The sequence below is a fragment of the Fodinicurvata fenggangensis DSM 21160 genome (assembly GCF_000686045.1).
GTDB classification, from domain to species: domain Bacteria; phylum Pseudomonadota; class Alphaproteobacteria; order Kiloniellales; family DSM-21159; genus Fodinicurvata; species Fodinicurvata fenggangensis.
Window position 1 is genome coordinate 26,891 of sequence record NZ_JMLV01000003.1, and the last position, 13,692, is coordinate 40,582.

Annotated in this window: 13 protein-coding genes; 11 read left to right on the forward strand and 2 right to left on the reverse strand. The window is 63.0% G+C overall.

The window, feature by feature from the left end; all coding sequences use genetic code 11:
• Positions 1–8: 8 nt before the first annotated feature.
• Positions 9–290 (forward strand): hypothetical protein, encoded by a 282-nt coding sequence (locus BP38_RS22510; RefSeq protein WP_026986982.1) that lies wholly within the window; start codon positions 9–11, stop codon positions 288–290.
• Positions 291–312: 22 nt separating this feature from the next.
• Complete coding sequence (locus BP38_RS19295) at positions 313–1,971, forward strand: GMC oxidoreductase (RefSeq protein WP_035723992.1); 1,659 nt, start codon at positions 313–315, stop codon at positions 1,969–1,971.
• A gap of 32 nt (positions 1,972–2,003) precedes the next feature.
• Here the strand turns inward: BP38_RS19295 and goxB are convergent, their stop codons facing one another.
• Complete coding sequence (goxB, locus tag BP38_RS0105945) at positions 2,004–3,110, reverse strand: glycine oxidase maturase GoxB (protein WP_026986983.1); 1,107 nt, start codon at positions 3,108–3,110, stop codon at positions 2,004–2,006.
• Positions 3,107–5,140 carry a CTQ-dependent glycine oxidase GoxA gene (gene goxA, locus BP38_RS0105950; RefSeq protein ID WP_026986984.1) on the reverse strand — a complete coding sequence of 678 codons (2,034 nt, stop codon included), beginning with the start codon at positions 5,138–5,140 and terminating at the stop codon, positions 3,107–3,109. The genes goxB and goxA overlap by 4 nt, the downstream gene beginning before the upstream one ends.
• Positions 5,141–5,352: 212 nt before the next feature.
• Here goxA and BP38_RS19300 point away from each other — a divergent pair, with 212 nt between their 5' ends.
• The 9 genes from BP38_RS19300 to BP38_RS0105995 all read left to right on the forward strand — a co-directional run bounded on the left by BP38_RS19300 (position 5,353) and on the right by BP38_RS0105995 (position 13,691).
• A complete protein-coding gene (locus tag BP38_RS19300) occupies positions 5,353–5,853 on the forward strand; it encodes a group III truncated hemoglobin (protein ID WP_051609045.1) in 501 nt (166 codons plus the stop codon).
• Positions 5,850–6,545, forward strand: a complete 696-nt coding sequence (locus tag BP38_RS0105960; protein WP_026986985.1) for an MOSC domain-containing protein — start codon at positions 5,850–5,852, stop codon at positions 6,543–6,545. The genes BP38_RS19300 and BP38_RS0105960 overlap by 4 nt, the downstream gene beginning before the upstream one ends.
• Before the next feature lie 252 nt (positions 6,546–6,797).
• Complete coding sequence (gene ccoN / locus BP38_RS0105965; RefSeq protein ID WP_026986986.1) at positions 6,798–8,459, forward strand: cytochrome-c oxidase, cbb3-type subunit I; 1,662 nt, start codon at positions 6,798–6,800, stop codon at positions 8,457–8,459.
• A 1-nt stretch (position 8,460) separates the two neighbouring features.
• On the forward strand, positions 8,461–9,207 hold the full coding sequence (ccoO, locus tag BP38_RS0105970) for a cytochrome-c oxidase, cbb3-type subunit II (protein ID WP_026986987.1): 747 nt from the start codon (positions 8,461–8,463) through the stop codon (positions 9,205–9,207).
• 5 nt (positions 9,208–9,212) lie between these two features.
• The gene (locus BP38_RS22085) at positions 9,213–9,383 is read left to right on the forward strand and encodes a cbb3-type cytochrome c oxidase subunit 3 (RefSeq protein WP_081816489.1); all 171 of its coding nucleotides are present in this window, start codon (positions 9,213–9,215) and stop codon (positions 9,381–9,383) included.
• Positions 9,374–10,255, forward strand: a complete 882-nt coding sequence (ccoP, locus tag BP38_RS0105980; RefSeq protein ID WP_026986988.1) for a cytochrome-c oxidase, cbb3-type subunit III — start codon at positions 9,374–9,376, stop codon at positions 10,253–10,255. The genes BP38_RS22085 and ccoP overlap by 10 nt, the downstream gene beginning before the upstream one ends.
• Positions 10,252–10,470 carry a hypothetical protein gene (locus BP38_RS19305; protein WP_035723996.1) on the forward strand — a complete coding sequence of 73 codons (219 nt, stop codon included), beginning with the start codon at positions 10,252–10,254 and terminating at the stop codon, positions 10,468–10,470. The genes ccoP and BP38_RS19305 overlap by 4 nt, the downstream gene beginning before the upstream one ends.
• A 48-nt stretch (positions 10,471–10,518) precedes the next feature.
• Complete coding sequence (locus tag BP38_RS19310; protein WP_081816490.1) at positions 10,519–11,370, forward strand: DUF2189 domain-containing protein; 852 nt, start codon at positions 10,519–10,521, stop codon at positions 11,368–11,370.
• Positions 11,367–13,691 (forward strand): cation-translocating P-type ATPase, encoded by a 2,325-nt coding sequence (locus BP38_RS0105995; RefSeq protein ID WP_026986989.1) that lies wholly within the window; start codon positions 11,367–11,369, stop codon positions 13,689–13,691. The genes BP38_RS19310 and BP38_RS0105995 overlap by 4 nt, the downstream gene beginning before the upstream one ends.
• The last annotated feature ends 1 nt before the right edge of the window (position 13,692 follow it).

The following is a 13,692-nucleotide window of genomic DNA, read 5'->3' on the forward strand; positions in this document are numbered from 1 at the left end:
AACGACGGATGTATGAAGACACGCAGCGTCGGGAACTGCTGCAACGCCTGCTGGAACAGTCTCCCTACCGACGGAAGCTTCGTGGGCAGGAAGAGGACATCGCACGCGTTGCGCTCAAGAACGTAAGTGTCTGCAAGGCGCTCGACCGGGTTCTTGCGGATCCGGACTATGCATCCAGTGGCCGGATTCATCGACGGCGGCTGGCCGCCTCGGTCGCCACCATCAATCATCTCTTTGAATGGGTGTATTTCGCATCCGACAGTTTCGTGGAGCGTGCCCGTCGTGGCTGATCAAGGAAGAACAAACATCACAATGGATGATCGCGTCCATGATTACGTCGTCGTCGGCACCGGCGCGGGCGGCGGAATCGTCGCACACCAGCTGGCTAAAGCCGGGCTCGACGTGCTTTCGGTGGAGCAGGGCAAGCGGCTTCCCTCGGACTACTTCACCAACCGGAACCCGCCCGGCGCCCGCAAGGACTGGGGCATAAGGCCCGACTCTGCGTTCCCGGGAAACCCGCGCGACGCGATCTTCAATCATGAGCTCTTTGCCGACACCGAGACCCGCTCCAGTTCGCGCAGCGCCGAACGCGCGTTCCTGAGTTATCAGGTGATGGAACTGGGAGGGCTCCAGAACCTCTGGAACGCTGTTTCAGTGCGCTTCGCCCCGCAGGATTTTTCCGGCTGGCCCGTCGGCTATGCCGATCTTGCCGAGCACTACGCGGCCACCGAAAAGTTGATTACCGTCTGTGGGGCGCAGGACAATATCCCAAGCCTGCCCGACGGCTGCTTTATACCCGCAAAGCCGCTACGGGAAGCCGACCGCATCATCAGTGACGCGATTGAGGGCATGAAGCGCCCGGACACCTACGTGATCGCCAATCGCAAGGCAATCGAGACCCGTAGCGATCGTGCCAATGCCTGCGCCCAGATCGGGATCTGCACCTCGGGGTGCATGGTGGACGCCGTCTACAGATTCCCGACCCGGCTGCTGCCGGAGATCGAACAGCTTCCGAACTACAGGCTCGTAACCGGAATGAAGGCGATCCGGCTGGAGCGGCGTCCGGGGGACGCGGAGATCGAAGCCTTGATCTGCCGCGATACGACAAGCGGCGAGGAGGTCCGCATTCGCGGACGCCGTTTCATCCTGGCGGCGGGCGCGATCGAAACGCCCCGACTGCTCTTCAATTCACGCGACGATGCGGCGCCGAACGGGCTGGCCAATTCATCGGGGGCGGTGGGGCGCTATCTGCAGGACAACGCCAAAGTCGCCTTGTCGACCTCGCTCCTGAAGCTTTGGGGCAAGCCGGCCTCCAGTGATATCGGCTTTGCAGATCGCCTGCTCATCCTCTCGAAGGATACCCTCACTGACGGCAGTGAGTTCAGCTTCTGTGGACACATGATTCATACGGTGATCGACACGCCCTATTATCTGGAAGGGTTGCAGGCAGTCCCAGCAGCACTGCGCCCCTGGCTGGCGCGCAAGCTGTTCAACAGCTACGTCACCCTGGCGCTGTTTGCGCCCGGCGATCCCGATCCGGAGAACCGGCTGACTCCCTCGGCCGACCGGGACCGCTTCGGCGTCCCGCAGGTGGATATCACCTATCGTTATTCCGCCCGCACACTGGAGCGACTGGAACGGATCGAGCGCTTCATTCGCAAGGCGCTGCGACGCGCCTCCGGCACACTGCTTTATGGTGCGCCCGACAGGCCCGGCACCGGCATTCATTATGCGGGTACCTGCCGGATGTCCGCTCTGCCGCAGGATGGTGTGGTCGATCGCAATCTACGGGCCCACGATCATCCCAACCTCTATATCTGCGACGGGAGCACTCTGCCGACCTTGCCGGACAAGCATCTGACGCTGACCATCATGACGCTGGCGAACAGGCTGGCGCATCATCTGGCGGCCGAAGCGCCGGCCCGCCCTGCACAAGCCGTGAGAGAGATGGCCGACTTCAGGGCGCAGTAGGGAAGATCGGTCCTATAGGAACTGAGTGGCCACTATCCGCATCTGCGCTGCCAGAAGGGCTGGTCGCGGAAACGGCCTTCGCGCGCGTAGACCTGTCGTCTTTCCTGGCGGAACTGTTCCACCCCGCGGGCGATCTTCTGGCTGTAGACCGCCAGTGATTCCCTGTCGCCATTGATGGCAGAGGATGCTGCGATTGCTGCTTGCCGGCCCGACCAGAGCGCCGTGGTCAGGCCGTGGGAAGAGAGTGGGTCGAAGGCGACAGCTGCATCGCCGGCGGCGGCCCAGCCGGCCCCTTCAAGAACCCCCGCCGCCGGCTCCAGCCACGCGGTTGCGGCGGAGGCCAGGTTTGGCGGTTTTCCAATCGCAAAGCCGGCGCTGTCGATCCAACGCTGGATGTAGAGCGTCTCCCCGACCAGGCGTTGCCAGGCCGCCCTGTCTCGTGTCAGGCCGCGTGGCTGCAGGTCCGGGTCGCTGAAGCGGGCGATCACCATGCGCGGCGGCTGCGACTCTCGTTGCGGGAGGAGACTGGCGTACCACCAGCTGTCCGCGACGGCCTCGATCATCGTGGCGGCCGTGGGCGCGACGTCCGGATCCTGCTGGTCCAGGAAGGCAAGGGCGGCCACCAGTTGGTCGTCCTGCTGTTGGCAGGCCAAGAGGCGTCCGGCAACCGCCTTGCGGCCGCTGCAGTCAATGACAAAGCCTGCCGAAACCATGTTGCCATTTCCCAGTTGCAGGCTCCACTGGCCCTTGGCCGCCACCAGGTCCTCCAGAGTGGTTTCCTGCCTGTCCAGGTCCGTCGCCATGGCCGCGCTGCGCAGCTGTTCCTCGAAGGCAGGCCTATCGAGGACCAGCCCCGGCCCCTGCAGGCGCAGGGCGTCACTGCGCTCGGTCAGGTGATCGCTGCCCCAGCAGGAGAAGAGGGCGTTGGCGGGGCGATGCTCCGGTCCCGTGATCACATGCTCAAGCCCGAGTGCCTCGAGCAGCGGTCGTGCGGACGGAGAGAGAGACTCGCCGATCCGCGCGTTCATGCTGTCCGGCGGTGCAATCCACAGGACCGGACGTCCCAGTTGACCCAGGGCAATGCAGGCGGCGGCGCCGGCCGGGCCGCTTCCGATGACCGCGGTCCTGTCTGCAGTCACCGGGGAAGGGGGCCGCTGTCTTCTGTCCAGTCGAAGCGAATTTCCATATTGTCGCGCCCAACCTCGACGAAAAGGTCCTGCGGGATGGCGTCAGGGCGTGCTGGATCCGTGGGTCCCGGCCGCTTCACGACAAAGCCCATACGCTGCCAGAGAGCGATCATGTTGGTGATACCGTCCCAATAGCTGGCGTTGGTGTGGTAGCCGATTCCAGCGACACCGCGGGCCCAGGAGACCCGGTTCTCATAGAAACGCCGGCGCTGATCCGGGGGCAGGTCTTCGCGCATCAGGGCTTCGTAGTGATCTTCCGGCAGGACGTCGACCGGCAGGAGGGCCGGCCACCAGACAGCGGTGGGAAAGTCGTCCTGCATCAGGACGTCCTGGCAACTGAAGGCATCGCATTGCCAGGGCAGGCCCATCCAGCGGGTCAGGTCGCCGGGCATCTGCGGTCCGATGGGCGCCGGGGCGCCGTTGCTTCCGTTCATCGCGGCTTCGGTGGTCAGCAGCCGGCCGATATCGTGGAGCAGGCTGTCGCGCTGGCCGAGTGCGATCCGGAAGGGCTCGGCATTCGGATCGTGTGCACGGGCATAGAGCGGCGCCAGGCGCAGGTAATAGGTCAACTCCACGCCGGGGTGGAAAGCGCCACCCGAGCAGTTCTCGAGTGCGGCCTCGGTGAGCGTCGCCGGCTGCTGGGCCAGGGGCACCCGGTCCAGGCTGTCGATTGCGTCGGATTCGGCATCCTCCAGGTCGTTCACGAAGTCCCCTGCAGCCCAGTGTTCCAGGCAGGAATACTGCAGCCTGGGAAAGCGGAACCACTGTAGCGGGCTGCCATTGTAGTTGATACCGTCGCCCAGCATGAAGGGCAGCTTCAGGCGCTCGTCCTTGTAGGCGGTCTCGCTGTCATTGTCCGGATCCCGGAACTTCGCGAAGACCTCACGCCGGAAGGACTCATTGTCGGGACCTGGGTCGGCTAGTCTCTCGAGATAGGCGGGGTCGGAGAAGTCGCCGATATCCAGCCAGCCCTGTCTCAGGAAGGCGGCTTGCGAAACCCACTCCATCAGCGCCAGGCGACGGAAGATTGGATAAATGTGCTTGCGGAAGGACAGCGGAAGGGCCGGGGGATCCTGCCAGCCTTCCGCTACGTTCAGGTCGCTGATCACGTCATGGAGCGTCGTGATCGGCGGTATTTCCGGGGCGAAGTTGGGCCCGACAGAGGCAATCCATGCAGGATCGGCTGCCAGCGTGCGGCCATCGGCCAGGGTGACCTCGGCGTGCACGGGTCCGTCGCACCAGTCGTCATGCCAGCCGTCGTTGTCGGCGAAGCTGGTAATGGGGCTGTCCACGGGACTGTCGGAAATGCCATCCGGCGGGAAGACCAGGAGCCTGCCCTCGGCATCGGTCCTGAGATGGCCGAGGCCCACGTCCTTCTGGTCGAAGAAGCGGCCCACCATGGCGTAGTTCGCGTCTTCGCCCTGTGCATTGGTCTCCCTGCCGGTGATGGCCGTCGAACCGCCATCGATCACCAGCATGCGTTCCCGTTCCTCGGGGCTCACGAAGTGGGAATTGCGCCTCTGGCCGGGCAGGCCGGGCGCCAGCTCGGCGTTGTCCAGAGGATTGCTGAAGCCGTACCAGGCCGCCTTGGTGTTGGCGACATGGGCGTTCCAGCGGATCGAGGCCTTGCCCTCGGTCACCTCGCCTATGACGCGGTCCTGGTCATCGAAGGCATAGATACGGAAGCGCTGGACTTGCTTCTTGATCAGGCGCGTGCCGTCCTTGAACCCGCCTTCGGGTTGCGGGGGCAGGCCCGGAACTTCGGGTGCCGGGTACCATTCCCGGCTGCCACCGACCCGGGAGATTCCGATTGCGGGATATATCCCCAGGCGCGCGATCCGTGCGCCTTCAGGCGCCGCCTCGATCGAAGGAAGGGCAGCGACGCTGGCTCGGGGAAAAAACGGCAGACCCGCCATGAAGGCTGTGCCGGCTGCCAGGAAATCGCGTCTGCGGAGCTTTGATCTCTTGTCGGAGTGGTTCATTCAGGCAAGCCGATTCTTTTTCGCAATGTTATGCTGAAAAGGTAGTTTTCTCCCGGAATGAAAGTCCAGTGCTTTGTCTGCTCTGTCCGGGCCTGTATGTTTACTGGGCGGAAGGCAAGGATGGGAACATTCGTCGCAACCGGCTTTACCACTGGCCTTGCAGGAAGAGAATTGATAAACAAGTAATATAAATACTTGTTTTCGGAGTCGAGATGACAGCAACCGAGCGCCGCGAGGCCATAACCAATCGGATCATCGAGGAAACCGGCATCGATGAGGTCATGATCGAGCGCTTGGTTCACGCCTTCTACGGCAAGGTGCGTCAGGACTCCACTCTGGGCCCCGTCTTCGAGGCGAAGGTCGAGGATTGGGATCTGCACTTGCAGCGCATGTGCGCTTTCTGGTCATCGGTCGCGCTACTGACCGGCCGCTATCGTGGTCGCCCCATGGAGAAACACATGAACCTGCCGGTGGATCACCGGCACTTCGATCACTGGCTGGCCCTGTTCCGCGAAACGGCGGATGAGGTCTGTCCACCCGCTGCGGCGCAGCATTTCGTGGAGCGGGCCGAACGGATTGCTGAGAGCCTGGAACTGGGTATTGCCGGTTTTCATGGTCATGTCCTGATGCAGGGGGAACGGCTTCAGCGTCCCGACAGCGCAGTCCACCTGCCGGAGTCTTCACGCAGGGAACGCGTCGAGGCCGGGGAATGAAGCTGCGTGTGGAGGCGGTTTTGCTGGGCAGCTTGAAGCCCCTGGGCCGGCAGGGGGTACCCAGTGGTATCGACAAGCAGCCGGTCACGGCAAGCGTAGAGATCGGGCCGGAGGGCCTGTCAGGGGATCACCAGGGCGATCGGAAGAACCATGGCGGCCCGGAAAAGGCCATTCATCACTATCCCCGGGAGCATTATGACTGGTGGCAGGAGCACTATCCCGAACTGGGGCCGCTTCTGGACAGAGCCGGACGCTTTGGCGAGAACCTCTCGACCCGAGGGCTGGATGAATCGAGGGTGTGCATCGGGGATGTCTTTCGCCTGGGCACGGCCGTCGTGCAGGTCTCGCAGGGGCGGCAGCCCTGCTGGCGCCTGAACGCCCGTTTCGACGAAAAGGCCATGGCCCGGCGGGTGCAGGAGTCGGCGCGCACGGGCTGGTATTACCGCGTCATGGAGGCCGGACAGGTGGCGCCGGGCGACAGTCTGGACCTGCTGGAGCGGCCGGCCGAAAACTGGAACCTTCAGCGTGTCCTGCATGTTCTCTATCGCGATACGCTCAATCGCGAAGCCTTGAGCGAGTTGGCAGACCTGCCGGAACTGGCGGAGTCCTGGCGCAACCTGGTGCGCCGTCGCCTGGAAAAGGCGGAGGTGGAGGACTGGACCATGCGCCTGGAGACTCCCCGCCAGGAGTGAGGGGCAAAATCCACACACGCTAGCTGTGCTCTGAGGCAAAAGGTCTCATAGCGCCTGTCTCGATTGTAGCTGAAAGGAATGCAAATATAGTAGCAAATATAGTAAGGGTAATGAGGTAGTTGCTGAGCACGATACAGGATTGCAGGTAACGTCGATTGCCGAGGTTGCTGCAGATCCGTTTCAGGGGGCGGTCTTGATTTTCAGTTTTTCCTTTTACGACTTCACACAGCAGACAGTGGCGGTGGCGGCACCATGATTTCCCAGCTCACCAAAGGCGAGCGGCAGCTCGCGCTTGTCATCTCCATCGCTGTGGCCTTCCTGGGGCTGGCCATGGCCGGGGGTGGATTCGGCAACCCACTGGGGTTCCACGGCTTCATCGTCCTGCTTTTTGCGCTGGGCGTGACCTTCCTGATTCTGTCCGGATACTTCGCTCCGGAGCCGAGCCCGGAACGACTGAAGCGCTACTATGACGACCCCATCAAGGTGGGCGTGATCCTGTCCCTGATCTGGGGGGTCATCGGCATGTTCATGGGGGTCTGGGTGGCTGCATTGCTGGCCTGGCCCGAGATGACCTTCGATGCCGCCTGGGCCAGCTTCGGGCGTCTTCGACCCGTTCATACCACCGGTGTGATCTTCGGCTTCGGCGGCAACGCCCTGATCGCCACGTCCTTCCATGTGATGCAGCGCACGTCGCGCGCGCGCATGCCAGACCAGTTCAGCCCCTGGTTCGTGCTTCTGGGCTACAATCTCTTCTGCCTGCTGGCGGTGAGCGGCTATTTCATCGGTGTGACCCAGTCCAAGGAGTATGCCGAGCCGGAATGGTATGCCGATATATGGCTGGTTGTCGTCTGGGTGACCTACCTGGTGCTTTACATGCGCACCCTGGCCCGCCGGCAGGAGCCGCACATCTATGTGGCCAACTGGTACTACCTGGCCTTCATCCTGGTGGTGGCGATGCTGCATATCGTCAACAACTTGGCGATTCCCATCTCGCTGACGGCGGCCAAGAGCTACTCAGCCTTTTCGGGCGTCCAGGATGCCATGACCCAGTGGTGGTACGGCCACAATGCCGTGGCCTTCTTCCTGACGGCCGGTTTCCTGGGCATGATGTACTATTACCTGCCCAAGCGGGCCGAGCGGCCGATCTTCTCGTACCGCCTGTCCATCGTCAGCTTCTGGGGGATCACCTTCCTCTACATGTGGGCCGGTTCTCACCACCTGCATTACACGGCCTTGCCGCACTGGGTGCAAACCCTGGGCATGACCTTCTCGGTCATGCTGCTGGTGCCCTCGTGGGCTTCGGCGGCCAACGCCCTGCTGACGCTGAACGGCGCCTGGCACAAGGTGCGTGACGATGCGACCTTGCGTTTCATGATGGTGGCGGCCGTCTTCTACGGCATCTCCACCTTCGAAGGCTCCTTCCTGGCCATCCGGCCGGTGAACTCGCTGTCACACTATACCGACTGGACCGTCGGCCACGTGCATGCGGGTGCTTTGGGCTGGGTGGCGCTGATCACCTTCGGGGCCATCTATACCCTGGCGCCAATCCTCTGGAAGCGCCAGCGGATGTACTCCCCGGCCCTTGTGGAGGTGCATTTCTGGCTCGCACTTGCCGGCACCCTGGTCTACGTCTTTGCCATGTGGAACTCCGGCATCATCCAGGGCCTGATGTGGCGGACCTACAATGAAAGCGGAACCCTGGCCTATTCTTTCGTCGAATCCGTAGAGGCCATGCATCCCTATTACATCGCCCGCACAGCCGGTGGCCTGCTGTTCCTGGCCGGTATCGTCGTCGGCTTCTACAACATCTTGATGACGATACGCCGAGCGCCGAGCTTGGAGGCCAGTGCAGCCAAGCAGGACGAGCCGGTCACATCCGGCGCGGCACCATCACCAGTCTCTGCGGGGGAGTAAGATGTTCGGTCTGCACTACAACCTTGAACGTCGTTCCATCGGGCTGGCCGTTGCCATCATCATTGTCGCGAGCATTGGTGGTCTGGTGGAGATCGCGCCTCTGTTCACCATCGACGAGACGGTGGAGGAGGATCCGGACATGCGGGTCTATACGCCGCTGGAGTTGGCCGGACGCAACATCTACATCAGCGAGGGCTGTTATGCCTGTCACTCGCAGATGGTCCGTACCCTGCGGGATGAGGTCGAGCGCTATGGGCCCTATTCCCTGGCGGTGGAGTCGCAGTACGACCACCCGATGCTCTGGGGTTCGAAACGGACGGGACCGGATCTTGCCCGCGTCGGCGGCAAGTATTCCGATGCCTGGCATGTGGCACACCTGGAAGACCCACGGGCCGTCGTTCCGCAGTCGGTCATGCCGTCTTATTCCTGGCTCAGCCGCAACGAGCTGGACCGGGAAGACCTGGACAAGCACCTGGCGGCCATGCGGAAGGTCGGAGTGCCCTATAGCGACGCGATGATCGAGAATGCACCCGAGGATGCCTATGGCCAGGCCAATCCGGACAGCAGCCGGGCCGGGGGCGTGGCCGAGCGCTATGGTGAGGAGACGAATATCCGCAGTTTCGATGGCGATCCGGAGCGGGTAACGGAAATGGACGCCCTGGTTGCCTATCTGCAGATCCTGGGTCGCCTGACCGACGCCGCCGAGGACCAGCCGGCGCTTGATGACTCCGAACTGGAAGGGGAGTGAGGCGAATGGAAATCGATCACGGAACCCTGGTGGCTTTTGCCAAGTCCTTCGGACTTTTCTACCTGATGGTCTTTTTCGCAGTGGTGCTGGTCTATGCCTGCTGGCCGTCGAACCGGGACCGATTCGATCGGGCCAAGAAAAGTATTCTCAATGACGAGGACGGGCCATGTCGGTAGGAGAGCGCGACCCGCACAGCGGGCACATGACCACGGGGCATGACTGGAACGGCATCAAGGAGCTGAACCGCCCTGTCCCCAAGATCATATGGCTGTTTCTCGCCGCCACGGTCATCTTCTCCGTGGTTTACTGGATCCTGATGCCGGCCTGGCCGTTGGGGGTGACCTATACCCACGGACTGCTTGGGATCGATCAGCGCGATAGCCTTGAAGCACAGCTGGAAGAAGGTGCGCAGCAGCAGTCCGCCTGGGCCGATCAGATCCGTGAAGCGAGTCTCGCCACGATCCAGGAGGATCCGCAGCTGATGGAAACGGTCCGCAAGACCGGAGCCACGCTTTTCGGTGACAATTGTGCCGTCTGCCACGGAACGGAGGGGAACGGAGGTCCTGGGTATCCCAACCTGAGCGACCAGGCCTGGCTGTGGGGCGGCGCGCCGGAAGAGGTGCAGGAGACCCTTCGGGTTGGCATCAACGCGGAGCACCCGGAAACACGCATCGGCCAGATGATGGCCTTTGGCGAGAATCGCATGCTGGGCCGCGATGAAATCCGGGACGTGGTGACCTATGTGCAGTCCCTGTTCAACCCGGATGCGGTCGCGGATCGCCCGGAAGAAGCGCTTGCCAACGGCGAGGAAATCTTTGCCGCCAACTGTGTCAGCTGCCACGCAGAAGACGGCAGCGGAATGACGGAAGTCGGGGCGCCGAACCTGACGGATGATTTCTGGATCTACGGGGGCGACAGGCAGTCCCTCTATGACACGATCTTCTATGGCCGCCAGGGCGTGATGCCGCACTGGGAGGGACGCTTGAGCCCGCTTGAGCGGAAGGTGCTGGCGCTCTATGTGGTGGATATGAGCAATCGGGAAGAATGACTGTGACAGGGCAACAGGCACCAGCGGATCAAGGGAAGCGGCGTCGAACGCGGATTGTCGTCCTGCTTTCCGTGCTGGCGGGATTGGGCATCTTCCTTGGCGCCAATGCGCACCTGCTGCACGTGGCCTTCACCTCCCAGCCGGAGTGCGTTCCGCATGAACGTGCGGCCGATGATGGTAATGGCAGCTACCGCGCGGCAAAGTCCGCCTGTTGAGCGCCTGTGATATGATACGAGTGAACAGCAAGCAGAGCGAGTGACACCATGGCCAAGCTTCCCGATCCTGTTCCCCCTCTGCCAATCGACCACGGTTATGCAAAGCACCTGCCGGCCGGCGCCGCCCTGGACTGGCTGAAGGCCGGCTGGGCGGATTTCAGGCAGCAGTCTTCGCAGAGCCTGGCCTATGGCATTCTGGCCTTTGTCCTTTCCTTCCTGCTTGTGGGCGGTCTCTTTGCCCTGTCGCTGGACTACATCCTCTTCCCGGCGATTGCCGGCTTCATGGTGGTCGGACCTTTCCTGGCCATCGGACTGTATGAGAAGAGCCGCCTGATTCAGGAAGGCAGGCCCGTCACTCTGGGTGAGATGATCCTGGTGCGTGGGGAATCCGGCGGGCAGATGCTTTTCACCGGTGTCCTGCTCTGCCTCTTGATGCTGCTCTGGATGCGGGCAGCCGTCCTGATCTATGCCCTGTTCTTCGGGCTGACACCTTTCCCGGGGCTGGACGATGTCGCGGGTATGCTGTTCACCACCCCGACCGGCTGGTGGCTGCTGTTCGTAGGGGGCCTGATTGGTGGCCTGTTTGCAGCCTTTGCCTTTGCAATCAGTGTCTTTGCCGTGCCCATGCTGCTGAATGAGCGGACGGATGCCCTGACGGCAATGGGAACCAGCATGGCCCTGGTCTGGAACAACCTGCCGGTCATGCTGGTCTGGGGCGCGATCGTCGTTGTTCTGTTCAGTGTCTCTGTCCTGACGGCCTTCCTGGGCCTTGTCGTGGCTTTCCCGGTGTTGGGACACGCCACCTGGCATGCCTATCTTGCGGTGCGGCAGCCCGAACACCGCACAGGTGAAGAACGGGGCGGCAAGCTGGAAGAGGGGTACGACGGAGCCGTCTCATGAGCTGTTGCACCTCGCAGGAGGGGGGCAAGCAAGAAGGGGACGGGACGGCCGCGAACAAACGGTTGCAACAGAATGAGGAGTTGCGCCTGGCCAGCCGCCAAGTGGGGGAAGCCGCGCGCGAAGTCGAACTGTCTGTCCCGGACATTCATTGCGGCGGCTGTATTCGTGCCATCGAGAAAACCTTGGGTGACCTGCCCGGCATCACCTATGTGCGCGTGAACCTGACGGTGCGCCGGGTCACGGTTCGCTGGAATGACGGTGGCGATGGACCGCCGCCCTTCCTCGAGAGACTGGAGGCCCTGGGCTATCCCGCACATCTTCATCAAGCTTCCGCCGAGGGCGGCAAGGATCCGAGCCTCGGACCCTTGATCCGGGCCCTGGCCGTGGCCGGTTTCGGCGCCGGCAACATCATGTTCCTGTCGGTGGCTGTCTGGTCGGGGGCCGAGGGCACAACGCGTGACATCTTTCACTGGATTTCCGCCGCCATCGCCCTGCCGGTGCTGCTTTATTCCGGACGCATCTTCTATGTCTCTGCCTGGCGCGCCCTGCGCCATGGCCAGACCAACATGGATGTTCCCATCACGCTGGGGATCCTGCTGGCCTTTGGAATGAGTCTCTATGACACCCTGCAGCATGCCCAGCACGCCTATTTCGATGCTGCCACAATGCTGTTGTTCTTCCTGTTGGTGGGGCGGACCCTGGATCATGTCATGCGTGCGCGTGCGCGTTCGACGGTGCAGGGCCTGGCGCGGCTGGCTGCCCGGGGGGCTCAGGTTGAGACGGCCGACGGGCAGCTTGTCTACAGGGCGCTCGAAGAGATTCATCCAGGCGACGTGCTGCAGATTCAGGCCGGCCAGCGCATCCCGCTGGATGGGCAGGTCCTGACGGGCAGTTCGGACCTGGATGTCTCGCTGGTCACGGGCGAAAGCGCGCCCTGCGCTGTCCAGCCCGGCGCCGTGCTCCAGGCCGGCACCCTGAACCTGACCGGACCCCTGCGCGTGAAGGTCACGGCCGGGGCCGACGACTCCTTCCTGTCCAAGATGGTGGCCCTGATGGAGGCGGCGGAGGCCGGGCGCTCCCGCTACCGCCGCCTGGCCGACCGGGCTTCGCGGCTCTATGCGCCCGTGGTGCATCTTGCTGCGGCCCTGGGGTTTCTGGGCTGGATGCTTGCGGCGGGCGACCTGCATCAGGCCGTAACCATTGCCGTGGCCGTTCTGATCATAACCTGTCCATGTGCGCTAGGGCTGGCGGTTCCCATGGTCCAGGTCATGGCTGCCCGGCGGTTGTTCGAGGACCGGGTCATGATGAAGGACGGGGCCGCCCTGGAACGCCTGGCGGAGATCGATCGTGTGGTGTTCGACAAGACGGGGACCCTGACACGCGGGGATCTGAGCTTGTTGGATCCAGACAAGCTGGACCCTGACAAGCTGTCTTTGGCGGCTGCCATGGGATCGCTGTCCGCTCACCCCTGTTCGCAGGCACTGGCGGCAAGTGTAGCGGGGCAGAAAAGGGGACAGAACAGATCTTTCGATCATGTGCGTGAAGTGCCCGGTCATGGTGTGGAAGCCGTGAGCGGCACGAAGCGGTACCGTCTGGGTCGTGCGGACTGGGCCCTGGAAGATGCCGGGGAACCTGCAGGTGGCCTCGACCCTGAGGCCAAGGCGGGGACGGTCCTGTCCTGCAACAGCCGCCTGCTGGAGGTCTTTTCCTTTTCGGATTCCCTGCGCCCCGGTGCCAGGCAGGCTGTCCAGGCGCTCAAGAAGCAGGGACTGGCGGTGGAGATCCTGTCCGGTGACAGGCCAGAAACAGCCAGCCGGATCGCGGCGGAGCTGGGGATTGACGAATGGCGCAGTGCGGCGCTGCCAGCCGACAAGGCAGAGCGCCTGGCAGAGCTGGCGCGACAGGGGCAGCGGGTGTTGATGGTCGGGGATGGCTTGAACGATGCCCCTGCGCTTGCTGCAGCCGAGGTGTCCATGGCGCCGGGCAGTGCCGCTGATGTGGGGCGCAATGCAGCCGATCTGGTCTTCCTGGGAAACAGCCTGCTGGCGGTCCCGGCTGCCACCGATCTGGCCCGTCGTGCGCGGCGCCTGGTGCGCCAGAACTTTGTTCTGGCGATTGGCTACAATGCCCTGGCACTTCCGTTCGCCATGCTGGGGTATGTGACACCGCTATTCGCCGCGGTCGCCATGTCGTCTTCGTCGCTTCTGGTGGTGGCCAATGCCCTCAGGCTGGGCGCGGCGACGAGAGGATTGGACCAGGCTGCTCTTGAAGGGACCCTCCACAGGTACCACTCTCCTGGGCAGTTGGAGGCGGCAGAATGAA

What these genes read in the sequence shown, in the direction of transcription:
- BP38_RS22510 (WP_026986982.1), top strand. Translation starts at nt 9, where the DNA reads ATGTATGAAGACACGCAGCGTCGGGAACTGCTGCAACGCCTGCTGGAA.
- BP38_RS19295 (WP_035723992.1), top strand. Translation starts at nt 313, where the DNA reads ATGGATGATCGCGTCCATGATTACGTCGTCGTCGGCACCGGCGCGGGC.
- goxA (WP_026986984.1), bottom strand. Translation starts at nt 5,140, where the DNA reads ATGAACCACTCCGACAAGAGATCAAAGCTCCGCAGACGCGATTTCCTG.
- BP38_RS19300 (WP_051609045.1), top strand. Translation starts at nt 5,353, where the DNA reads ATGACAGCAACCGAGCGCCGCGAGGCCATAACCAATCGGATCATCGAG.
- BP38_RS0105960 (WP_026986985.1), top strand. Translation starts at nt 5,850, where the DNA reads ATGAAGCTGCGTGTGGAGGCGGTTTTGCTGGGCAGCTTGAAGCCCCTG.
- ccoN (WP_026986986.1), top strand. Translation starts at nt 6,798, where the DNA reads ATGATTTCCCAGCTCACCAAAGGCGAGCGGCAGCTCGCGCTTGTCATC.
- ccoO (WP_026986987.1), top strand. Translation starts at nt 8,461, where the DNA reads ATGTTCGGTCTGCACTACAACCTTGAACGTCGTTCCATCGGGCTGGCC.
- BP38_RS22085 (WP_081816489.1), top strand. Translation starts at nt 9,213, where the DNA reads ATGGAAATCGATCACGGAACCCTGGTGGCTTTTGCCAAGTCCTTCGGA.
- ccoP (WP_026986988.1), top strand. Translation starts at nt 9,374, where the DNA reads ATGTCGGTAGGAGAGCGCGACCCGCACAGCGGGCACATGACCACGGGG.
- BP38_RS19305 (WP_035723996.1), top strand. Translation starts at nt 10,252, where the DNA reads ATGACTGTGACAGGGCAACAGGCACCAGCGGATCAAGGGAAGCGGCGT.
- BP38_RS19310 (WP_081816490.1), top strand. Translation starts at nt 10,519, where the DNA reads ATGGCCAAGCTTCCCGATCCTGTTCCCCCTCTGCCAATCGACCACGGT.
- BP38_RS0105995 (WP_026986989.1), top strand. Translation starts at nt 11,367, where the DNA reads ATGAGCTGTTGCACCTCGCAGGAGGGGGGCAAGCAAGAAGGGGACGGG.